Origin of the sequence: Nocardiopsis kunsanensis DSM 44524, from assembly GCF_000340965.1 — a bacterium.
Taxonomy (GTDB): domain Bacteria; phylum Actinomycetota; class Actinomycetes; order Streptosporangiales; family Streptosporangiaceae; genus Nocardiopsis; species Nocardiopsis kunsanensis.
The window spans coordinates 119,402-140,963 of the sequence record NZ_ANAY01000016.1; the positions used below are offsets into that span (position 1 = coordinate 119,402).

General features: G+C 68.3%; 17 protein-coding genes. 5 read left to right on the forward strand and 12 right to left on the reverse strand.

Annotated elements, in window-relative coordinates:
* Nucleotides 1-2: 2 nt before the first annotated feature.
* Together D456_RS0112915 and D456_RS0112920 are read right to left on the reverse strand one after the other, a co-directional pair.
* Entirely contained in the window at nt 3-1,442 is a 1,440-nt protein-coding gene (locus tag D456_RS0112915; protein ID WP_026115816.1) for an SPFH domain-containing protein, read from the reverse strand.
* Entirely contained in the window at nt 1,443-3,188 is a 1,746-nt protein-coding gene (locus D456_RS0112920; protein ID WP_051049452.1) for an SPFH domain-containing protein, read from the reverse strand.
* A gap of 257 nt (nt 3,189-3,445) precedes the next feature.
* On the opposite strand from D456_RS0112920, the gene D456_RS0112925 reads away from it, so the two are divergent.
* The gene (locus D456_RS0112925; protein WP_017576601.1) at nt 3,446-3,751 is read left to right on the forward strand and encodes a hypothetical protein; all 306 of its coding nucleotides are present in this window, start codon (nt 3,446-3,448) and stop codon (nt 3,749-3,751) included.
* Nucleotides 3,752-4,153: 402 nt separating this feature from the next.
* Here D456_RS0112925 and D456_RS0112930 read toward each other — a convergent pair whose 3' ends face one another.
* Together D456_RS0112930 and nrdR are read right to left on the reverse strand one after the other, a co-directional pair.
* Nucleotides 4,154-6,973 carry a vitamin B12-dependent ribonucleotide reductase gene (locus tag D456_RS0112930; protein WP_017576602.1) on the reverse strand — a complete coding sequence of 940 codons (2,820 nt, stop codon included), beginning with the start codon at nt 6,971-6,973 and terminating at the stop codon, nt 4,154-4,156.
* Between the two features lie 106 nt (nt 6,974-7,079).
* A complete protein-coding gene (nrdR, locus tag D456_RS0112935; protein ID WP_026115817.1) occupies nt 7,080-7,562 on the reverse strand; it encodes a transcriptional regulator NrdR in 483 nt (160 codons plus the stop codon).
* Nucleotides 7,563-8,143: 581 nt separating this feature from the next.
* On the opposite strand from nrdR, the gene lexA reads away from it, so the two are divergent.
* On the forward strand, nt 8,144-8,848 hold the full coding sequence (gene lexA, locus D456_RS0112940) for a transcriptional repressor LexA (protein ID WP_017576604.1): 705 nt from the start codon (nt 8,144-8,146) through the stop codon (nt 8,846-8,848).
* A gap of 9 nt (nt 8,849-8,857) precedes the next feature.
* Nucleotides 8,858-9,946, forward strand: coding sequence for an alpha/beta hydrolase family protein (locus D456_RS0112945; protein ID WP_017576605.1), 1,089 nt, complete (start codon nt 8,858-8,860; stop codon nt 9,944-9,946).
* A 69-nt stretch (nt 9,947-10,015) separates the two neighbouring features.
* Here the strand turns inward: D456_RS0112945 and D456_RS0112950 are convergent, their stop codons facing one another.
* The 3 genes from D456_RS0112950 to leuS all read right to left on the reverse strand — a co-directional run bounded on the left by D456_RS0112950 (nt 10,016) and on the right by leuS (nt 13,850).
* Nucleotides 10,016-10,645: a hypothetical protein gene (locus tag D456_RS0112950; protein WP_017576606.1), complete on the reverse strand. Its 630-nt coding sequence runs from the start codon at nt 10,643-10,645 to the stop codon at nt 10,016-10,018.
* On the reverse strand, nt 10,642-11,211 hold the full coding sequence (locus tag D456_RS0112955; RefSeq protein ID WP_017576607.1) for a hypothetical protein: 570 nt from the start codon (nt 11,209-11,211) through the stop codon (nt 10,642-10,644). The genes D456_RS0112950 and D456_RS0112955 overlap by 4 nt, the downstream gene beginning before the upstream one ends.
* A 143-nt stretch (nt 11,212-11,354) precedes the next feature.
* The gene (gene leuS, locus D456_RS0112960) at nt 11,355-13,850 is read right to left on the reverse strand and encodes a leucine--tRNA ligase (protein ID WP_017576608.1); all 2,496 of its coding nucleotides are present in this window, start codon (nt 13,848-13,850) and stop codon (nt 11,355-11,357) included.
* Nucleotides 13,851-14,143: 293 nt separating this feature from the next.
* Between leuS and D456_RS0112965 the strand changes: the two genes are divergently transcribed.
* Nucleotides 14,144-15,703 (forward strand): long-chain-fatty-acid--CoA ligase, encoded by a 1,560-nt coding sequence (locus D456_RS0112965; protein ID WP_017576609.1) that lies wholly within the window; start codon nt 14,144-14,146, stop codon nt 15,701-15,703.
* Nucleotides 15,704-15,760: 57 nt separating this feature from the next.
* On the opposite strand, the gene D456_RS0112970 is transcribed toward D456_RS0112965, so the two are convergent.
* A complete protein-coding gene (locus D456_RS0112970) occupies nt 15,761-16,573 on the reverse strand; it encodes a carbohydrate ABC transporter permease (RefSeq protein ID WP_017576610.1) in 813 nt (270 codons plus the stop codon).
* A 239-nt stretch (nt 16,574-16,812) separates the two neighbouring features.
* Here D456_RS0112970 and D456_RS0112975 point away from each other — a divergent pair, with 239 nt between their 5' ends.
* On the forward strand, nt 16,813-17,100 hold the full coding sequence (locus tag D456_RS0112975; protein ID WP_017576611.1) for a hypothetical protein: 288 nt from the start codon (nt 16,813-16,815) through the stop codon (nt 17,098-17,100).
* 68 nt (nt 17,101-17,168) lie between these two features.
* Here D456_RS0112975 and D456_RS0112980 read toward each other — a convergent pair whose 3' ends face one another.
* The 4 genes from D456_RS0112980 to D456_RS0112995 form a co-directional block, all read right to left on the reverse strand.
* Nucleotides 17,169-18,065 carry a carbohydrate ABC transporter permease gene (locus D456_RS0112980; RefSeq protein WP_017576612.1) on the reverse strand — a complete coding sequence of 299 codons (897 nt, stop codon included), beginning with the start codon at nt 18,063-18,065 and terminating at the stop codon, nt 17,169-17,171.
* Nucleotides 18,066-18,167: 102 nt separating this feature from the next.
* A complete protein-coding gene (locus tag D456_RS0112985; protein WP_017576613.1) occupies nt 18,168-19,466 on the reverse strand; it encodes a sugar ABC transporter substrate-binding protein in 1,299 nt (432 codons plus the stop codon).
* A 171-nt stretch (nt 19,467-19,637) separates the two neighbouring features.
* Entirely contained in the window at nt 19,638-20,123 is a 486-nt protein-coding gene (locus tag D456_RS0112990) for a hypothetical protein (RefSeq protein WP_026115820.1), read from the reverse strand.
* A 131-nt stretch (nt 20,124-20,254) separates the two neighbouring features.
* Nucleotides 20,255-21,541 carry an SAM-dependent methyltransferase gene (locus D456_RS0112995; RefSeq protein WP_017576615.1) on the reverse strand — a complete coding sequence of 429 codons (1,287 nt, stop codon included), beginning with the start codon at nt 21,539-21,541 and terminating at the stop codon, nt 20,255-20,257.
* Between the last annotated feature and the right edge of the window lie 21 nt (nt 21,542-21,562).

Sequence of the window (21,562 nt, forward strand, 5' to 3'; positions counted from 1 at the left end):
CCTCAGCGGCGCCCGTACCCTTCACCCTGCTCGAACTGCTGGTTCATGGCCTCCTGCTGCCGGCGCTGGTACTCCTCCGACATGCGCTGTTGGCGCCCTGCCGCGGCGGCCACCGACCCGCGGGCCGCCTCGAAGGCCTCCGATCCGCCACCGGGGACCGAGTCCAATGATGAACGGGGCGCACCGTCCATGACCCGGGGCAGCAGTTGCGCGGTGAGCAGCGTCGACAGGGTCGAACCGTCACCGGAGCCCGGCTCGGTCTGCACCACGACCGGTCGCGGAGCGCTCCCGGCCAGCGCAGAACCCACGTCCAGGCGGCGCCGTGCCAGCTCGTACTCCAGGACCGCACGGTTGTCGCGGTAGGCCGTGGCCAACCGTTGCTGCGCCTTGGCCTCGTTCTCCGCGGCCACCAGGTCGGCACGGCCCTTCGTCTCGATCTCGTAGCGCACCCGCTGCGCCTCGGTCTCCTGCTCCTGGAGCATCTGGGCGACGTCCTTGCGCGCCTTGTTCAGTGAAGCGTTGACCTCGACGATCTTGGCGTCCCGGGTCTTCTTGGAGCGCTCGATGTCCATGAGAAGAGTGTCGATGCGGCGCTTGCGGGTCAGCTCCCACTCCTGCTCGTAGGCGACCAGCTCCTTGGCGACCCGCTCCCGTGTGGCCAGGTGCTGCTGGTACTGGTTGGGCAGCTGCACGTCGGGGATGTTGCAACCGGTGATGGTCACACCGTACTTCTCCAGCTGGCTGTTGAGCAGGCGCCGCATGTCCTCCACGTTCGAGCCGCGCAGGTCGTGGGCGGACTCGGTGTTGACCTGCCGGCTGCGCTGGCGGATGGCGTCCTGCACCGCGCTGGAGAGCACCAGGTCGAAGTTGCTGGCCCCGATCATCTTCACGAACCGGATCGGGTCGATGATGCGGAACTTCAGGAAGAACTCGATCGACTTCAGCGGCACGTTCTCCCGTGTGGGGCAGGCCACCACCGGCGCGGTGTAGGGGATCTCGGTGCGGGTGTCCACGACGAAGTCGACCCGCGCCCACGGGTGCCACAGGTAGTGGCGGCCCGGCTCGATGGCTTTCACCACCGCCCCGTACTTGGTGAGGACACCGTGGGTGCCCTCCTCGATCTCCACGATGGAACTGCGCCACCACCACAGGCCTGCCACGACGATCGCCAACAGCCCCGCCAGCATCGTGGGCACCGTCAGCAACGCGTAGGTCACGGCGCCGGTCGCAGCCACGTTGATCGCCATCATCAGCGCGGAGAAGAGCGCGAACAGGCCGAACCAGACCAGGACCGTCCATTTCAGGCCGCGGTTGTCGCGCGGGATCACCACGGGGACGATCGCCCCGTCGTCGCCTCCGCGCAGCAACCCGGCCAGGTCGCTCCACGAGGCCAGGGACTCCTTGATGGTGGAGCCACTACCGCCGTTCATCGGCCGGCTCATCTACTGACCTCCCTGTTCGGTGTCGGGACCCTGCCCGCCGTGTCCCCACGGCGCCTGCGGGGCATGGCCGGTGTCTCCGTCCGCCCCCGCCTCACCGGACTCCTGGGTCCCGGCCTCCTCGCTGATGCGCTCGTCCAGGGCATCCTCCGAGACCGACTTGCGGATCTCCTCCACGAGGGTCTCGTCGGCTTCCTCACCGCCCTGTTGGGGTTCCTCGGCGTCCTGGACCAGCGCATTGATCTCCTGCTCGCGATCGGAGATACGGCCGCGGATGTCCTCCAGGCGGCTGCGGATGTCGGCCATGTCCTGCTCGGAGAAGAGCACCGAATCGGTCTGGCCGATGATCTCCTGGGCGATACGCAGGTAGTCGACGCTGGCTTCGTCTCCCGAGCCGATCCGCAGCACCTGCGGCAGGCTCTCGGCGACCGATTCCAGCTTGGTGAGCAGGTCCTCGCGGAACCGGTAGTTGAGGATCTCGGGCGCCTCGGCCGCACTGACCGCCCGGATGTCCAGCGCCTGGGCCTGAAGGAGCGCGGCGTTGGCATTGGCCTCCGACTCGGCCTCCACGAACCGCTGGCTCGCCAGGGCGTTGGCCCGGTTGGTCTCACGCTCCAGGGCGGTGTCCATCTGCGCCTGGTACTGGGCGATGTCGGCCTGGATCGCCGAGAGCGTCTCGTTGAGGGTGGCCAGCTCCTTGTTCAGGTCACCCTCGTTCTGCTCCTTGCGGAGCTGGAGCTCGTACTCGAACGTGTAGGCGTCCTTGGCCACCCGAACCATCTCCGGTGCGGCCAGGTCCATGCGGTACTCCTGGTTGGAGGGCTCGGCATGGGTGATATTGGCGCTGGTCAGCACCACGATCCCGCTGAACTGGCGGTTGAGGGACTCCACCAGCCCGTGGGTGCTCTCACCGACCATGTCGTAGATCGCCGAGGCCTCCTGCTCGTAGATGAGGCTGCGGGTGGTCTCGCTGATGGCGTTGTTGAGCTTCTCCTGGAAACCGTGCACACCGCCGAGCGTGTAGACGAAGTCCGTGGCGTTCTCGATGCGGAACTGCACGAACAGGTCGATGGAGGCCTGCACCCCGCTCTTGGTGGGGGCTTCGCGGATCGGCGCGTTGAAGGGGTACTCGCGCGCGGTGTTGACGATGTAGGAGACCCGCTTCCACGGGTTGAACAGGGTGACCCGGCCGGGTGCGTAGTTGTTCTCGCGCTTACCGAAGCGGGTGACGATGGCCTCGCAGCCCTCGGGGACCATCACCATGCCCTGTCGCCACCACATGAAGGCGGCCACGGCCGCGGTGATGAGCCAGTAGTGGATGCCGAAGAACGGGTTGAGCAGCGGGTTGCTCTGACCCATCATCGCCTGCGGGATCAGCACGGCGAACAGCCCGATCACACCGATCGCCACCAGAGCCAGGGCCGGGAGCATGGTCACGAACGTGCGCCCGCGGGGGATCACCATGGGGCAGATGACGTGCACCGGACCGTCGGAGCCTCGCTCGTAGGAGCTGCTGTTGATCGCCTCGCCGGCGTTGTTGAGCGATGTGGTCTTCTGTTCGATGCGGGTGCCCACCGAGGCACCCTGGTCGCGTGCGGCCACGAAATCACGCGGGTCGAGGCCGTCCTCTCCGGGCGGGCCTCCTTCCTGACCCACGGTCTCCTGGACCGCCTGGGTCGCGGCTTCACGCGGGTCCTCGCCCTGGGCCACCGCGCTCGCCGCTCCGCGCACTGTCTGCGCAAAGGACATGGACACTCCTCGTTGCGGAGATGGGGAACTGTAGGTTCTGACGCGTCGTTCACCGGCACGGTTCCAGGTCAGAGCGCATCGTACAGCCAAAAATCCGGAACCGGACGTCCTCCATCCTCCTACACGGACGGGACCGGAACCGGGAGTTCGGGCCCCAGAAGTGTTCCACGGGCCCGTGCAGAGCCCTGGGAGCATCCCGTTAACGTCGGAATGTGACGACCGTGAAGGTCGCATCCCCGGCCACGAGGAGAAGACCGATGCCCGCAGTATCCAGTGCAGCCCTGACCACCGCAGGCCTCATCGGGGGTTACTCGACCGCCCGTGCCACCGGGAACCGGCCCTTGGGCGGTGTGGTGCTCGCGGCCTTCGGCGCTGCCGCCTTCGAGGCGATCCGGCGCCGTGCCGGTGCGGGCGCCGCCGTCGCTGTGACCGGCACCTACGTGGCGGCCTTCGGCCTGTCGCATCCGCTGGCGAAGAAGATCGGTTCCTGGCCCGCCGTCCTCAGCATGACCGCCGCGACCGCCGCCGTGGCCGTGGCCTCGGGCGGACGCGACGGTTCCTGAGTCCGCGCCGGTCGAGTGCGATGAGCAGACCGGCCACAGTGTTCCCAGGTGCCACGCTCACCGCCTCCGTGCCCTCGGCCCGGGGGATCGCGGCGATCAGTATGGGGGACCCCTTCCACTGGTGGCATGCGGACGCAAAGGGGTTGTCCGCCTCCGGCCCGGCCGACCGTGGACCCGCGCGCACCAGGACTCCCCGGTCGGGAGCCCGGACGGGAGAACGAGAGGAAGGGCAACGGCCGTCTGCCCGACGCCGGTCCCGCTCCGGTACCAGCGATTCAGCTGCCCTCCAGCACCTGTGAAGGCTCGCCACCGCCTCGTCCTTGCTCATCCGGGCGAGCTCGGACCGGTCCCCTCGGTGCGCGGTCCGGGGCACCCGCGTCACGCGGGTGCCCCGGCGAGCGATCAGCTGCAGCCGCTGGTGGCTCCGCAGCCCTCGCAGGCGTAGCAGCTACCGGACGGGCGCATCTTGGTGCCGCACGTGATGCACAGGGGGGCGTCGGCCATGAACCCCTCCGAGGAACCGACCTCCGCGCCGGCCTTCGGGCGCTCCTCCTCGGTGCTCTGCTCGGAGCTCGTCCCGGACGCGGCGGCCCCCTGCGAGGGAGCGGCCGACTGGGCGTCGGACTCCACCTGCGCGGCGAGCTGCGCAGGATCCTCCCCGTTGAGCTGGGCCTGGCGCTCGGCGGCCGAGAACACACCCAGCGCGGCGCGCTCGTCGTAGGGCAGGTGGTCCAGGGCCAGACGACGGAAGATGTAGTCCACCACCGACTGGGCCATCCGGATGTCCGGGTCGTCGGTCATGCCGGCCGGGTCGAACCGCATGTTCGTGAACTTCTCCACGTAGGTCTCCAGCGGGACCCCGTACTGGAGCGCGATGGAGATGGCGATGGAGAAGGCGTCCATGACCCCGGCCAGGGTCGAGCCCTGCTTGCCGAGCTTGAGGAAGACCTCGCCCAGACCGTCGTCCGGGTAGGAGCCGGCGGTGATGTAGCCCTCGGCACCGCCCACGGAGAAGGACGTGGTCTCGCTCGGTCGCTTCTTCGGCAGGCGGCGGCGCACCGGCCGCGGAACCTCCACGACCTGCGGCTCCTCCTTCTCCTTCTCCTCGTTCTTGCCGGTGGAGAGCGGCTGGCCGACCTTGCAGTTGTCCCGGTAGACCGCGAGTGCCTTCAGGCCCAGCTTCCAGCCCTGGAAGTAGATGTGCTCGAAGTCGGCGACCGTGGCTTCCTCCGGCACGTTCACCGTCTTGGAGATGGCGCCGGACAGGAAGGGCTGGGCGGCGGCCATCATGCGCACGTGGCCCATGGGCTCGATGTAGCGGCGGCCCATCGCGCAGTCGAAGACCTCGTAGTGCTCCGGGCGCAGGCCGGGGGCGTCGATGACGTGGCCGTGCTCGGACACGTACTCCACGATCGCCTCGATCTGCTCGTTCTGGTAACCGAGGTTGGTCAGGGCGCGCGGGATGGCCTGGTTGACGATCTGCATGGAGCCGCCGCCGACCAGCTTCTTGAACTTGACCAGCGAGAAGTCCGGCTCGATGCCGGTGGTGTCGCAGTCCATCATGAAGCCGATGGTGCCGGTGGGGGCCAGCAGGCTGGCCTGCGCGTTACGCCAGCCGTTGCGTTCGCCGATCTTGAGGCAGTCCGCCCACTCACGGGTGGCTGCGGCGTGGATCGGACGCTCCAGGGTGCCCACGGTGGCGAGGTCGTCGTTGGCGGCGGCGTGCTTGCGCATGACCCGCTTGTGGGCCTGCTCGTTGCGCTTGTAACCGTCATAGGTACCCACGACACCGGCCATCTCGGCGCTGCGGCGGTATGCGGCACCGGTCATCAACGAGGTGATGGAGCCGGCGACCGCACGACCGCCGTCGGAGTCGTAGGCGTGCCCGGTCGCCATGAGCAGGGCACCGAGGTTGGCGTAACCGATGCCGAGCTGACGGTAGGCGCGGGTGGTCTCGCCGATCTTCTGTGTGGGGAAGTCGGCGAAGGTGATGGAGATGTCCATCGCCGTGATGACCAGTTCGGTCAGCTTGGTGAAGGCCTCGACGTCGAAGGTGTCGTCGTGCCGGAGGAACTTCAGCAGGTTGATCGAGGCCAGGTTGCAGGAGGAGTCGTCCAGGGACATGTACTCCGAACACGGGTTGGAGGCGGAGATCCGGCCCGTCTCGGGGTTGGTGTGCCAGTCCTGGATGGTGCCGTCGTACTGGATCCCGGGGTCGGCGCACTCCCAGGCGGACTGGGCCATCCGGTTGAACAGGCTCCTGGAGTCGACGGTGGCCACGACCTCGCCGCTGGTCCGGGAGGTCAGACCGAACTCCGAGTCGCTCTCGACCGCGCGCATGAACGCATCGGAGACCCGCACCGAGTTGTTGGCGTTCTGGTACTGGACGCTGAACATGTCGGAGCCGCCCAGGTCGACGTCGAACCCTGCGTCGCGCAGGGCACGGATCTTGTGCTCCTCGCGGGACTTGGTCTCGACGAACTCCTCGATGTCGGGGTGGTCGACGTCGAGCACGACCATCTTTGCGGCCCGCCGGGTGGCACCGCCGGACTTGATGGTGCCGGCGGAGGCGTCGGCGCCGCGCATGAAGGAGACGGGGCCGGAGGCGGTACCGCCGGAGGAGAGCAGCTCCCTGCTGGAGCGGATACGGGACAGGTTCACCCCCGCGCCGGATCCGCCCTTGAAGATGATCCCCTCTTCCTTGTACCAGTCGAGGATCGACTCCATCGTGTCGTCCACCGACAGGATGAAGCACGCGCTGACCTGCTGCGCGGACGTGGTACCGACGTTGAACCACACGGGGGAGTTGAAGCTGAAGAACTGGTGGGCCAGGGCGTACTTCAGCTCGTGGTCGAAGATCTCGGCGTCCTCGTCGGAGGCGAAGTAGCCGTGCTCGATGCCGGTGGCGGTGTAGACGCCGACGACACGGTCGATGAGCTGCTTGAGGCTCCACTCCCGCTCGGGGGTGCCCATGGCGCCGCGGAAGTACTTGCTGGCCACGATCTGGGTGGCGTTCATCGTCCAGGAGGCGGGGAACTCCACACCGCGCTGTTCGAAGTTGACCGTGCCGTCACGCCAGTTGGTCATGACGACGTCGCGACGCTCCCATTCGAGAGTGTCGTAGGGGTGGGTCCCCTCAGTGGTGAAGACTCGCTTGATCTTCAGGCCCTTGCGTCCCCCCTTGCCCTTGCGTCCCGTCGGTCCGCTGGTGGTTTCCGTCATTGCGGAGTCTCCCCGGAATACTTCGTGGGCACGGTCGTTGTTGCCGTGCGGCGTCCATGGTGTCGAGGCGGGTGTGGCGCTACCCGGTGGTGAGGCGAGTGTGGCACTACCCGGTGGTGCTGTCGCCGGACGCGGACCCGACCTCACGGTCCGCGCGGAGGCTGGCGATCTCGGTCTCGAAGTCGGCGAGGCTCTCGAAACCGCGGTAGACGCTGGCGAAGTGGAGGTAGGCCACTTCGTCCAGGTCGCGCATCGGCCCCAGGATCGCCAGGCCGATCTCGTTGGCCGGCACCTCGGCCAGGCCGCGGCCCCGGATCTCCTCTTCGACCTGTTGGCCGAGCTGGGCCAGAGCGTCCTCCGAGACGGGGCGCCCCTGGCAGGCACGTCGCACCCCGGCGATGATCTTGGTGCGACTGAAAGGTTCGGTGACCCCGGAGCGTTTGGCAACCATGAGCAGGACGTTCTCCTGCGTGGTGAACCGGCGCTCACAGACGGGGCAGTTACGGCGACGACGGATGGCTGCACCCTCGTCGGCGGACCTGCTGTCGATCACCCGAGTGTCTGGATGGCGGCAGAACGGACAATGCATCCCGAAACACCTGCTTCCCACACCCGGAACGACGCCCCTTGGGTCCACTAAACCACAACTTCTGGGCCAGAGGCCACCAGAGCCACCCCAGATGTTGTGGTCGAACTTAGACCCCGGCGGATACTCCCGCAACCCTGACGGTCGCGTGTTCCGCGCACGGGGACACGACTGCCCACGGGGCAGCTTCTGAACTGGGAGAACGGGGGGGGACTCCGGTCGACCTGCGGGGACGGCCCGACACCGGCCTCCAAGGGTAACGTCAGCGCCCCGGCAAACCGCCCCGACCAGCGTGCGCGGCGCGCCACAACCCCCTCCCAACAGGTGTTGCGGAGCTCTCGAAAAGGACCGGAGACACACCCCACACCGGACCGGGCACCCGCTCACAACACCGAAGGAAAACGAGTTCTTCCCGCGTTCGCCCCACCCGCGCGCGCACGAACCGGTAAACACGTGTACAGGCGTGCGCACCCTTCACCGAGGACCGAGACCATCACCCCGAGTGTTATCGAACGCTTGTTTGAAATCACTGTGCGCAACGACTAATCTTGAAATGATCCGACCCAAGTCGAGGAGGCCCGGCCGTGCCGGAGGAACATCCCACAGCCGTGGACAGCAGCAACGGGTCCGCACCCGCGGACAGGCACTCCGAAGCGGAGACGAACCCCGCGCCGCGACTGACCGCCCGGCAGCAGGCCGTCCTGAACTGCATCCAGCGCTACGTGCGCGACCGTGGCTTTCCCCCCTCCATCAGAGAGATCGGAGAATCCGTGGGGCTGTCCAGCCCCTCCAGCGTCGCCCATCAGCTCAAGGTGCTCCAGAACAAGGGATACCTGCACCGTGACCAGAACCGGCCGCGCGCGGTCGAGGTCCGGCGCCGTGACGAGGCTTCCTCCGAGGGCGAGGACGAGCACCAGGTGACCGTGCCTCTGGTCGGGCGTATCGCCGCAGGCGGGCCGATCCTCGCCGAGGAGTCCGTGGAGGACCTGCTGTCCTTGCCGCGGCGGCTCGTGGGCGAGGGCTCCCTGTACATGCTGACCGTGGTCGGCGACTCCATGACCGACGCCGCCATCACCGACGGCGACCTCGTGGTGGTCCGCCAGCAGGCCGACGCGGAGAACGGCGACATCGTGGCTGCCCTCCTCGGTGACGAGGCCACCGTCAAGGTGCTGAACCGCACCGAGGACGGCCACATCCGGCTCATGCCGCGCAATGACGCCTACGAGCCCATCCACGGCGACGAGGCCACCATCCTGGGCAAGGTGGTCACGGTCGTGCGCCGGGTCTGAGGCGATAGCGTGGGTCCCGTGTCCACACCTACGCCCTCTCTGTCCTGGTTCGTCGGCGGGGTCACCGCTCTGCTGCTGACCACCGCATGCACACCCGCCGACGCCCCGTCCGAGGCGTCGGCCGATCCGCCCGGGAGCCTCGGCCAGGAGCGTGAGGTTCAGTTCACCGTCGGCCAGGACGAACTCCACGGAACCTTCACACTGCCCGGGCCCGAGGCCGAAGCGGTGCCGGGGGCGCTCGTCATCTCCGGGAGCGGCCCCACCGACCGCGACGGCAACAGTGACCTGCGTCCCGACGCCGACACCAACCTCAACTTCGCACGGCTGCTCGCCGACTCAGGTGTGGCGACACTGCGTTATGACAAGATCGGCAGCGGTGAGACCGGGATCGGTGACCGGGACCCCGAGGAGCCGGTGGAACCGGAGGCCTTCGACCAGCAGGCCGCCGCCGCTTACGAATTCCTCGTGGACCAACCCGAGGTCGACCCCGAACGCACCCTCGTGCTGGGCCACAGCGAAGGTGCCTTGTACGCCCTGCGCATGCACGAGTTGGTTCCCGGGTCCTCCCCCGACGTGGTGCTGGCAGCACCCCCCGGGGAGCGTTACCTGGACATTGTCGACCGCCAGCTCACCGAACAGGTCCGTACCGCCGAGGCCACGGGCAACCTCGACGTGATCGAGGCCAGGACCCTGCTGTCGGACGCACGTGCTGCCCGCGCCGCGCTGCGCGCGGACCGGGCCATGCCCGAGGAGTTGGCCCCTTCCCTGGCGGGCCTGTACGGCCCCAGCAACCGCGAGACGTTGGCGTTCCTGGACGAACTGGTGCCTGCTGAGCTGGCCGCGGACCTGCCCGGGGCCACGCACTCCCTCGTGCTGTGGGGTGAACAGGACGCCCAGATCTCCCGGGAGGAGATCGACGGGCTCATGACCGGTTTCGACGACGGTGGCGGTTCCGTCGAACGGGTGGACCTGCCCGGGACCGACCACGTCTTCCGGGAGCAGGACGGCGACTCGACCCGGCCCGCCGTGGACGAGGAGCGGCCGTTCTCCCCCGACGTGGCCCCTGCCCTGGAGTCCTTCCTCGACCGGGTGTGGTGAGACCGCGGCCCGGGGCGCAGCGCGGCTCCGGGACCGGTGCCCGGGACCGGAGGAGGAACGGAAGACAGTTCAGAGGGCCTCGACGAACGCCTCGGCGAGCTCCTCGGAAGCCTCCACGATCTCCTGCTCGTCGGCCGAACGCTGCGCCTCGTAGTCCGCGGCGCCGCTGTAGCAGGCCTCCAGGTACAGGTTGGACACACGCGTGGCCACGCACCCGATGGTGAAGGGGCCTTCCTCGGTCCAGCCGAGCGCCTCGTCCCCGAGCCCGGAGATCTCGTGGGTCTCCCGGTCGGAGGAGGAGCCCCGAAACGTGCCCGCGGCGGTCTCCGAGCCGCTCGGCTCGGGCGCGACGACGGCGACCGCGGAGGCGAACGCGGGCACCGTGACCGCCGTCCCTTCCGGCGTGGCCCAGCGGCACTGCCATCCGGAGCCGAAGGCTGCCTCGGTCCCACCGATCGGTTCCTCGGTCTCCAACGCGTGGGAAGGCACGAGTTCGTCCAGGACCGCGTTCTGCAGCTGCGCGCACTCGGGCGCCGCCTCGAACTCCCCGCCGTCGTCGGAGCCGATCCCGAGCACGTACCACCCGGTCAACGCGGCCGCGGCGAGCACGGTCAGGGCACCGGCCACCACCCCGACGACGGCGCATCCCCGGCTCTGGGGCTGGACGTCGGGGACGGAGCCGGGGTAGGAGGTACTCACAGGCTCTCCCCGAGGCCGGTGGCCAACTCCACGACCTCTTCCTCGGCCTCGTCCGCGGAAGGACTGTCGCCGGAGTAGCCGGCGTAGGAGATGCGGACGAGGAGGTTGTCGACCCGGTGGGCGAGCTCGACGGTCCCGGGCACGCGACCGGACCAGACCCGGGTCTCGCCCTCGGACAGGTCGGCCTCCTCCACGGACATCGGCACGGTCGCGGCGAGTGACTCGGCGGCCCGTTCCTCCCCGGTCACGAGGGGGTCTGCGGAAGCATCGGTGAACCGTACGGACAACCCCACGCGGAGCGTTCCGCCCTCTTCCGAGCCGTGGGTGGTCCAGGCACAGGAGGTGTGTTCGCCCCCGTTCAGGGGACCGGTCGTGTCGGTCTCGTTCACCGCCTGCCCCAGGAGCGCCTCGAGCTGCTCGCCGGGCACCAGTTCACACCCGGGTGCGGCCGCATACACGTCGCCGGGGTAGGGCTCGTCGGGGGGACCGTTCGCGGTCCAGAGCCCGACACCGATGGCTGCAGCCGAGACCACGGCCGCGGCACCACCGATGACTCCCCAGCGCACCCGGGGTGAGTGCAGGGTTCGGGTCCAGTTTTCCGTCCCGGTTGCCCGCAACCGGTCACCGCCTCCCTGTCGATCGCCGGACCGACCACGAGGGGCCGCGTGCGGGACTGACCCGGCACGCGGCCGCCATCGGTCGTTCGGGGTCAGCCGACGACGATGTTCACCAGCTTCGGTGCTCGCACGACCACCTTGCGGATCTGCTTGTCACCGATGAAATTCTGTGCCTTCTCCGAAGCCAGCGCGAGCCGCTCCAGCTCTTCGGCATCGATGTCGGGCGCCACGGACAGCTTGTCACGCACCTTGCTCTGCACCTGGACCACGCAGGTGACCGATTCCTGCACCAGCAGGTCCGGGTCGACCTCGGGCCAGTTGCCGATGGCGACGCTGCCGACGTGGCCCATGCGCTCCCAACCCTCCTCGGCGATGTAAGGCGCGAAGAGGGACAGGGCGACGGCGATGAACTCGGCAGCCTCACGCACGGCCGGGTCGCTCGCGCCGGGGCCGGAGTCGATGGCCTTGCGGGCAGCGGAGACCAGTTCCATGCACCGGGCGATGGCGACGTTGAAGCGCCGCTCCTCGACCAGTGCACTGACCTGGTCGATGGTGCGGTGGGTGGCACGGCGCAGGTCGGTGTTCCCGGCCGAGAAGTCCGTGCCGACCGGGGTTCCCTGGCCGGCCTCGGCCATGACCTTGAAGGCCCGGTTGAGGAACTTCTGGGCCGCCACGACCGACACGTCCGCCCAGTCGACGTCGTCCTCGGGCGGGCTGGCGAAGAGCATGGTCAGGCGGACGGCGTCGACGCCGTAGGTGTCGATCTGTTCGCCCAGGTCGACCCCGTTGCCCAGGGACTTGGACATCGCGCGGCCCTGGTTGATCACCTGGCCCTGATTGGTCAGGCGGGCGAAAGGCTCGGTGAAGTCGAGCATGCCCATGTCGTGCAGCACCTTGGTGAAGAAGCGCGCGTACAGCAGGTGGAGCGTGGCGTGCTCCTTGCCGCCGATGTAGTGGTCGACGGGTCCCCACTTGTTGACGGTCCCGGTGTCGAAGGGCGCGGTGTCCAGGCGCGGCGAGCAGTAGCGCCACGGGTACCAGGACGAGTCGACGAAGGTGTCCATGGTGTCGGTGTCGCGCTCGGCGGGTCCGCCGCAGTCGGGGCAGTCGACCTCGACCCAGTCCCTGGCCGCGGCCAGCGGCGAGATGCCCTTGGGCGCCAGCTCGGCCCCCTTCATCTCGGGCAGGGTCACCGGGAGCTGGTCGTCGGGTACGGGCACCAGCCCGCAGGAGGGGCAATGGATGATCGGGATCGGTGTGCCCCAGTAACGCTGGCGTGAGATCAGCCAGTCGCGCAGGCGGAAGTTGACGGTGGACTCACCGGTACCGCGTTCGGCCAGCACCTCGATGATGCGGGAGATCGCCTCTTCCTTGCCCAGCCCGTCCAGGGGGCCGGAGGCGCGCAGGGTGCCCTCCCCCGCGGTGGCGACGCCGCTCGTGGCGGGGTCGGGCTCACCGGTCTCGACCACCACCCGCACCGGCAGGTCGAAGGCCAGGGCGAAGTCGAGGTCGCGCTGGTCGTGTGCGGGCACGGCCATGATGGCGCCGTGGCCGTATCCGGCCAGCACGTAGTCGGCGGCCCAGACCGGCATCCGCTCGCCGTTGACCGGGTTGATCGCGTAACGGCCCAGGAAGACACCGGTCTTGGGGCGTTCGGTGGTCTGGCGCTCGACGTCGGAGAGCTTGGCGATGTCGGAACGGTAGGCCTCGAAGGCCTCACGCTGCTCGGGGGCGCACAGTTCGTCGGCCAGGTCCGCGTCGGCGGCCACGACGAAGAAGGTCGCCCCGTACAGGGTGTCGGGGCGGGTGGTGTAGACGGTGACGGGCTCGTCGCGGCCTTCGATGGAGAACCGGACGTCGGCGCCGGTGGAGCGGCCGATCCAGTTGCGCTGGATGGCCAGGATCTCCTCGGGCCAACGGCCGTTGTCGATCTGGTCCATGTCGTCCAGCAGGCGCTGGGCGTACTCGGTGATCTTGAAGTACCACTGGTTGAGGCTGCGCCGCTCGACGTCGGAGCCGCAGCGTTCGCACTTGCCGGCGACAACCTGTTCGTTGGCCAGCACGGTCTGGTCCTGGGGGCACCAGTTGACCAGGCCGTCCCTGCGGTAGGCCAGGCCCCGCTCGAAGAAGCGGTTGAACAGCCACTGGTTCCACTTGTAGTACTCGGGGTCGCTGGTGTGGATGCGGCGGTTCCAGTCCACACCCACGCCGTAACGCTGGAACGAGCCGGCCTGCGTCTCGATGTTGGCGTAGGTCCACTCGTCGGGGCGGCTGTCGCGCTCGATGGCGGCGTTCTCGGCGGGTAGGCCGAAGGAGTCCCACCCGATGGGGTGCAGGACGTTGTCACCGCGCTGGAAGCGGTAACGGCCGATCACGTCACCGATGGCGAAGGCCTCCGCGTGGCCCATGTGCAGGTCGCCGGAGGGGTAGGCGAACATGTCGACGATGAAGGAGCGGGGGCGTTCGTCGGCCGGGTCCTCGCTGGCCGTGAACGGGAGTTCGGCGGCCCAGCGCGCCTGCCATTTGTCCTGGAGGGCGCGGGCGTCGTAGATGCCGCTCGCCGTCTGGTCGCCGTCTACCGCTGTCATCGCTGGTTGTTTCCTTAGCCGGGGCCGGTGGTACTCCCCTTCAGGTTAGCGGTTGGTGGCTCGGAGCGTGAACAGGAATTCCCACGCTGTGGACAAGCCCCGATCGCCGGCCCCGCAGGGCCTGACACCCGACCGCGCCTCCGGTCGCCGCTGACCAGGGCCCGGTATCGGTGGGGTCACGACCTCGGCGTCCCCTCCACACCGACCGTCCGGTTTGTTACTCTTCCGCAAAGGTGGTGCAGAACACGAGACCGAGGCCACACCCTGGCCCGTCACGCAATGCGGGAGGCCCCATGCTCAACCTGTCCGTCGTGCTCGAGGACGGCGCACGCAACGTCCCCGAGAAGGAATGCCTGGTCTTCGGCGACCTGCGCCTGAACTACGCGTTCACGAACGCGATCACCAACCAGGTCGCCAACCTGCTGGTCTCCCGCGGTGTCCGCCCCGGCGACCGGGTGGCCCTGGCCAGCCCGAACCTTCCCTACTTCCCGTTCGTCTACTACGGCGCCCTGAAGGCCGGCGCGATCGTCGTGCCGCTCAACGTGCTCCTGACCCCCCGCGAGATCGCCTACCACTTGGAGGACTCCGGCGCCAAGGCGCTCTTCTCCTTCACCGGATCGCCGGAGCTGCCGCTGGGCGAGTACGCGTTCGAGGCCTTCCAGCAGGTCGACACCTGCGAGACCTACATCGATCTGCCGGCCTCCCCCGGTGCCACCGAGTCCACGATCGAGGGCGCCGAGACCCTGTGGAAGGCCGTCGAAAGCATGCCCGCGGAATTCGAGAGCGTGCGCACCGAGGCCGACGACACCGCTGTCATCATCTACACCAGCGGCACCACCGGCCGCCCCAAGGGCGCCGAGCTCTCGCACCACAACCTCATGATGAACGCCGTCGGGTCCGCGAACCTGGTCAACGCGCACCCGGACGGACGCGACGTGGCGCTGGCGGTGCTGCCGCTCTTCCACATCTTCGGGCAGACGGTGATGCTCAACGCCGCCCTGTACCGCCGGGCGACCATGGTGCTCATGCCGCGTTTCGACGGCAACGAGGCCCTCAGACTCATGGAGAAGGAGAGCGTGACCAGCTTCGCCGGTGTGCCCACCATGTACTGGGGCCTGCTCAACGCCGTGAAGGAGGCAGAGCCGAACACCTACGGTCTGGAAGGCATCGCGGACAACCTCGTCGACGCGGTCTCGGGCGGCGCAGCCCTTCCCGCCCAGCTCGCCGAGGACTTCACCGAGACCTTCGGGGTCGGCATCAAGGAGGGGTACGGCCTCTCGGAGACCTCCCCCGTCGTCTCGTTCAACAACCCCAAGGTCAAGGCCAAGACCGGTTCCATCGGCCGCCCCGTCTGGGGTGTGGAGATCAAGCTCATCGACGGCGACTGGAACGAGCAGGACGAGGTCGGTGAGATCGCGGTGCGCGGCCACTGCGTGATGAAGGGTTACCACAACCGTCCCGAGACCAACGCCGAGATCATCAAGGACGGCTGGTTCCGCACCGGCGACATCGCGCGCCGCGACGAGGAGGGGTTCTACTTCATCGTCGACCGCTCCAAGGACATGATCATCCGTGGCGGCTACAACGTCTACCCGCGGGAGATCGAGGAGGTCCTCATGACCCACGAGGCGGTCAGCCTGGCCGCCGTCATCGGTGTCCCCCACCAGACCCACGGCGAGGAGGTCAAGGCGTTCGTGATCCGCCGGCCCGGGGTCTCCATCGAGGCCGACGAGCTGGTGGCGTGGGCGAAGGAGCGCCTGGCCGGCTACAAGTACCCGCGGGAGATCGAGTTCCGGGACGAACTGCCGATGACCTCCACCGGCAAGATCCTCAAGCGCGAACTCCGCAACTGACCGGAGCTCCGCTACGGGCCCGCCCGCGTGTACTTCCCCGCACGGGCGGGCCCGGGCTCATCCCTTGACCGCTCCCTGCACCAGACCGGCGGCCAGGTAGCGCTGGACGAGGACGAAGAAGACCATCACCGGGATCGTGATGATCGTGGAGGCCGCCATGACGTGGCCCCACTCGTTGGCGTACTGGCCGAAGAACTGGCGCAACCCCACGGCGACCGTGTACTTGTCGCTCTGCTGCATGAAGGTCAGCGCCAGCACGAACTCGTTCCAGGCCACGATGAAGGAGAAGATCGCGGTGGCCACGAGGCCGGGTGCAACGAGGGGGAAGAGCACCTTCCAGAACATGACCGGCCACGAAGCGCCGTCGATGTAGGCGGCTTCCTCCACCTCCACGGGTACTGCGGCCACGAACCCGCGCATCATCCACACCGCCAGCGGCAGCGACAGCGCCACGTAGACGATGCCCAGCCCCAGGAGGGTGTTGAGGAGCTGCAGGTCGCGCACCTGCAGGAACAGCGGGATGACCAGCGCCTCCAACGGCACCATCTGCACGATGAGGATCATGACCAGCACCGAGGTGCGGAACTTGAACCGGAACCGTGCCACCGCCACCGACGCCAGCAGGGCCAGAACGCACGCACCGGCCACGGTGATACCGGCGACGGACAGGGAGTTGACCAGGTAGGTCGTGAAGTTGCCCTCGATGAGGACGTGGACGAAGTTGTCCAGTGAGGGGTTGGTGGGCAGCAGTGCCCCGGTGCCCGAGGTGGCGCTGTCGGAGAAGGCACTGACAACCATGAAATAGACGGGAAAGAGCGTGAACAGCAGCAGAGCGCTCACGGCCAGGCACTTGCCGAGCAGGCGCCACATCCGCGACGCCTCGCCCCGTAGGCGGGCCCGGTGTACCTGGCTCTCCCATGGGGTGGGCTCCGATATCGGTGCGGTGCGCGTGCTCAACGGGTCTCCTCGTGGACGCGGCGCCCGGCGGGCGCGGACTGTCGTGCGGGCGGAACATGGACATTCGGGCTCGATGCCCTAGAATCCGGCGAAGTCCGGGGCCGCCGTCCGGTGGGCCCCACACGAGTACGGCGGACGAAGGGCGGCCAGGCGTGTACGAGCTCGACGGGCCCTCCCCCACGGAGGTCGTCATCAGTTGGCTGCCGCACGACGCCCGGTTCCGGGAGAGCGCGGTGTGGCACGCGATGGCCGACCCGACCGGCCGGCGCCTGTACGCGTACGTGCACAACCTCGTCAACCAGTCCAACGACGACGGCCGCCCGCTGAGCGCCTTCGACCTGCGCACCATGGGCGCGGTGCGGGAGGACCTGGACCGGCGTTCCCTGGCCTCGGTGGACTGGCGCCGCGTGCGCGACGAACTCGCCGGCCCCTCGCGCTGACCGGGCGGCCCCGTGCACCGCACCACCCCTCCTGCCCGCCGACCGGTGCCGGGGCGTGGCCGCCGCCTTCACAGTTCGTCGTCCTTGAACAGCGACCGCAGGTACACGATCGTGATGGCCAGCAACAACAGGGTGAGGATGACCGCGACGGCCGAACCCGTCCCGTAGTCGTTGTTGCCGAAGGAACTGATGTAGGCCCACACCCCCAGGTTGAGCACGTCGGACCCGCTGACGTCACCGCCGGGCATCAGGTAGATCTGCGCGAACACCTTGAAGTCCCAGATGGTGGACAGGATGGTGACCACCGCGAAGACCGGGCGCAGCACCGGGAAGGTCACGTGCCAGAAGCGTTTCCAGGGGCCGGCACCGTCGATGAGTGCGGCCTCCTGCAGTTCCTTGGGCACGGTCAGCAGACCTGCCAGCACCGTGACGGCGACGAACGGGAAACCGCTGTGCACGATGTTGAGTGTGACGATCGCGTAGAACCAGAACCGGTCGGCGAACCAGTTGTGGCCTTCCTGGCCGATCACACCGAGGTTCATGAGGGCCTGGGCGACCACACCCTGGTCGACGTCGAAGATCCAGATCCACACGTAGGTGCCGCTGACCACCGGCATGGCCCAGGCGACCATGATGCAGGAAATCACGATCACCCGCGGGACCACCCGGAGGTTGACCAGCAGGAGCGCCACCAGGGTGCCCAGCACGACCGTGGTCACGACCGCGACGACCGCGAACACCACGGTGTTCAGCAGCACCACGTTCCACAGGTACGGGTCGGTGAGCAGGTCGACGTAGTTGTCGAACCCGATGAACTCCGACCGGCCGGAGACCAGTTCGCGCAGGCCGTACTCCCGTGTGGACAGCCATACGATCCTGCCCAGCGGGAAGAGCAGGAGCGCCCCGATGACGAACAAGGGCGGGGCCAGGAGCAGCCACGGCAGCGCAGTACGGCGTCCGCGCATACTCATCAACGTGCGGGGACGCCGGGAGACAGTGCCTCCGGGCGTCCCCTTCGCACCCTGCTTCGGCCCACCGGGTCGTGTGGAGACCGGTGTACCCACGTGTTAACCCCCGTTGAGGATGCGCTCGATGTCGTCGGCGGCGCTCTCGGTGGCCTCATCGACGGTCGCGTTGCCGTTGAGGATGTCCTGCTGCATACCGACGATGATGTTCTCGGACTCGACCTGGCCCCACTCGGGCGTGGCCGGGGTGGCGCGGCCCGCTTCGTCCAACTGGACCGCGAAGGGCTGGACCGTGGGGTCCTCCGACTCCACGTACTCCTGGAGTTCGTCGACACCGCCCGGGAAGAACCCGGTCTCGTCGGCCCACCGCACGGACCATTCGGGGGAGGTGAGGTGCTCGACGTAGGCGACCCCGGCCGCCTCGTTTCCGGTGTCCTCGAAGACGGAGAGGTTGGATCCTCCGGCGAAGGAGTCGGTGTAGCCCTCCTCCTGTCCGGGGATCGGGAAGACGCCGATGTTGCCCTCGAGGTCGGGGTTGTTCTCCACGATCGCCTTCGGGTTGGCGTTGCCGAGGAGCGCCATGATGGTGTCCCCGTCGGAGAAGGACTCCATGACGTCGATCTCGTTCCAGTTCACGGCGCCGGTTGTGGACAGGTCGTCCTCCAGGGCGAGGCCGGTGAAGAACTGCAGCCCCTCGCGGGCACCGTCACTGTCGATCTCCGAGACCCAGGTGCCGTCGTCCTGCTCGACCGCGATCTCGGCGCCGCCGCCCCAGATCCACGGCATGACCGAGTACTGGGCGTCACCGGGCACCGGGAAAGCGATCATGTCCTCCTCGGCCTCGGCCAGGTCGAGGGCGGTCCGGCGCATCTCCTCCCAGTTCTCGGGTTCCTCGGCCCCGTGCTCCTCGAACACGTCGGTGCGGTAGACCATCGACCGGACCGCCGCGTACCAGGGCACCGAGTACACGGCGTCGTCGATCCTGCCCATCTCGAGCATCTCCTCGTTGTAGGCGGAGAGGTCGTCGATGGACGGGGCCACGTCGTGCAGGGCGCCGGCGTCGGAGAAGTCCGGGACGAACGTGGTGCCCAGCTCCACGACGTCGGGCATGGTGTCACCGGCCATGGAGGTGGTGATCTTGTCCTGGGCGTCGGCCCAGGGGACGAACTCCACCTCGACGTCCACACCGTGTTCCTCGGTGAAGGCCTCGTTGGCCTCCTCGAAGAAGCCGGTCGCGTCGGGGTTGGTGCCCTCCATGATCCACACGGTGAGGGTGTCGGTCGCGGAGATGTCACCCCCGCCGTCGTCGCCGCCACCGTCGCCGCACGCGGTGACGGCCAGAACGAGGGCGAGTGCGGCCGCGGGGAGGGGTGCGTGGGTGAGTAGTGGTCTGCGAGCCATCGGCGCGCCTCCCGTTCCTGTCGAGGTCCCCAAAGGGTTGGTAGGAAACCTACGTAAGGAACGCCACGTTGTGAAGTAAACAACTCGACGTTGTGTCTGAGCTGTTAGGACCCGAGAGTGTTGTGCCCGCCCCGGGCCCGGTCCCCGACCCTCCGCCTCCGACGCGGGATCTCACTCACCGACCCTGCTCACCTGGCGCAACGTCGAGACGAGTTCGGCCTGTTTGTACACGGCGAGGCCGATCGCGGCGCAGAAGGCCGCGAGCATGTGTGCGTAGACCATGGGGTCGCCCCGGGTGAACCGTTCGGCGATCTCCTCCTCCCCCAGGGAGTGCGCCTCCCAAGCGGTGGAGACGGCGAACTCCAGTTCCGGGGGCAGCATCTCGGCGACGGTGCGGGCCACGGCCTCGCGCGAGTCGGCCGGTTTCCACATGACACCGGTCTCCTGGACCCGCCGGCTGAGGAAGGCGGCGAGCACCTTCAGTTCCGAGACGATCGCGTCGGCGTGGTCGGCGGCCGGGGGGATCACCCGGTCCAGCTTCTCGCGGTCGTGCTCGGCGTAGGCCGCGACGAGGTCGACGGCCGTTCTCCTGACCTGTTCGGGCGGTTCGGATCCTTCGTTCCGGTCGCCGGACGGGGCGCTGTCGTCTGCGGACACGGTGGGTCCCTTCGGGGTGCTGGACAGTGGGGCCGGGTCCATCATGCCGCCTGCGGGGGGCGGTGCGGACGGCACGGCGCCGGCGTCACCGCAGGGCGAACGCCCCGGGGACGCCGGCTGGGGCCGCGGGATCAGAACTCCGGGCGCAGCGGCATCCGGCTGTCGGTGCCGTCGAGCTTCGTACCGAGGATCTGGTGGAGCTGCACGACGTCCTTCTCGAAGCCGAGCACGCACCCGGCCATGTACAGGCGCCAGAGCCGTGCCGTACCTTCCCCGACCTCGGCGACCGCCTCGCCCCAGTGGCGTTCGAGGTTGGCCCCCCAGTGGCGCAGGGTCAGGGCGTAGTGTTCACGCAGGTTCTCCTGGTGGCGGATCTCGAAACCCGCGTCGTTCATCGACATCTGGAGCTCGGCGGGTCCCTCCAGCTGCCCGTCGGGGAACACGTACCGGTTGATGACCCCGTTGGGCCTCATACGCGGCAGATCGTTGCGCGGACGGGTGATGCAGTGGTTGAGAAGCCGTCCGCCCGGAACGAGCTTGTCGTACAGGGAGACGAAATAGGTGTCGAGGTTCTTCGCGCCCACGTGTTCGGTGAGCCCGATCGAACTGATCCGGTCGAAGGTGCCGTCGGGCACGTCCCGGTAGTCCATGTGGCGGACCTCGGCCAGGTCGCCCAGCCCCTCCTGCGCGATGCGCTTGGAGGCCCACTCGGCCTGTTCCTTGGAAAGCGTCACACCGAGCGCCTTCACACCGTGCTCGCGGGCGGCGTGCAGCACCATGCCGCCCCAGCCGCAGCCCACGTCGAGCAGGCGCATGCCCTTGCGCAGCTCGAGCTTACGGGCGACCAGCTCGTACTTGCGTTCCTGCGCGCTCTCCAGGGCCCCGTCGTCCTCACCGACCCGGTCGAGGCGGCCGTCCCCGTCGTCGAAGACCGCGCACGTGTAGGTCATGCTCGGTCCCAGGACCATCTCGTAGAAACGGTTGGAGATGTCGTAGTGGTGGTGGATCACCTCGGCGTCGCGCCGGCGCGAGTGGCGCCACCCCATGCTCGCGAGCCTGCCCCGGCCGGCCTCCTGCGGCGGCGGGGCGACCCGGTTGACGAACTTGACCCAGCCCACGGACCTGACGATGGCCGCCACGTCGGCCAGGGACAGGTTGTTGTCCTCGGCCAGGGCGAAGTCGGACACGGTACTCAGAGCGGTGTACATGTCGCCCTCGAGATCGAGGTGCCCGGAGACGTAGGCACGGGTCAGGCCGACCGCGTTCGGCGACTGGGCGAAGTAGTTGACCGCGACGGGGGTACGCACGTGCAGAGCGATCCCGCTGTCGGGGTCCCCGGCTCTGCTCCCGTCGTAGGCGGTGAATCGGATGGGTGCGTCGGGTCCGACGACACGTTCGAAGATCTCGGCAAGCCGCATGTTGCAGTCCTCTCCTCTCGA

Bases quoted from the DNA above. Each gene is read 5' to 3' on its own strand.
- D456_RS0112915 (WP_026115816.1), bottom strand. From the start codon at position 1,442: ATGAGCCGGCCGATGAACGGCGGTAGTGGCTCCACCATCAAGGAGTCC.
- D456_RS0112920 (WP_051049452.1), bottom strand. From the start codon at position 3,188: ATGTCCTTTGCGCAGACAGTGCGCGGAGCGGCGAGCGCGGTGGCCCAG.
- D456_RS0112925 (WP_017576601.1), top strand. From the start codon at position 3,446: ATGCCCGCAGTATCCAGTGCAGCCCTGACCACCGCAGGCCTCATCGGG.
- D456_RS0112930 (WP_017576602.1), bottom strand. From the start codon at position 6,973: ATGACGGAAACCACCAGCGGACCGACGGGACGCAAGGGCAAGGGGGGA.
- nrdR (WP_026115817.1), bottom strand. From the start codon at position 7,562: ATGCATTGTCCGTTCTGCCGCCATCCAGACACTCGGGTGATCGACAGC.
- leuS (WP_017576608.1), bottom strand. From the start codon at position 13,850: ATGACAGCGGTAGACGGCGACCAGACGGCGAGCGGCATCTACGACGCC.
- D456_RS0112965 (WP_017576609.1), top strand. From the start codon at position 14,144: ATGCTCAACCTGTCCGTCGTGCTCGAGGACGGCGCACGCAACGTCCCC.
- D456_RS0112970 (WP_017576610.1), bottom strand. From the start codon at position 16,573: ATGTGGCGCCTGCTCGGCAAGTGCCTGGCCGTGAGCGCTCTGCTGCTG.
- D456_RS0112980 (WP_017576612.1), bottom strand. From the start codon at position 18,065: ATGCGCGGACGCCGTACTGCGCTGCCGTGGCTGCTCCTGGCCCCGCCC.
- D456_RS0112985 (WP_017576613.1), bottom strand. From the start codon at position 19,466: ATGGCTCGCAGACCACTACTCACCCACGCACCCCTCCCCGCGGCCGCA.
- D456_RS0112995 (WP_017576615.1), bottom strand. From the start codon at position 21,541: ATGCGGCTTGCCGAGATCTTCGAACGTGTCGTCGGACCCGACGCACCC.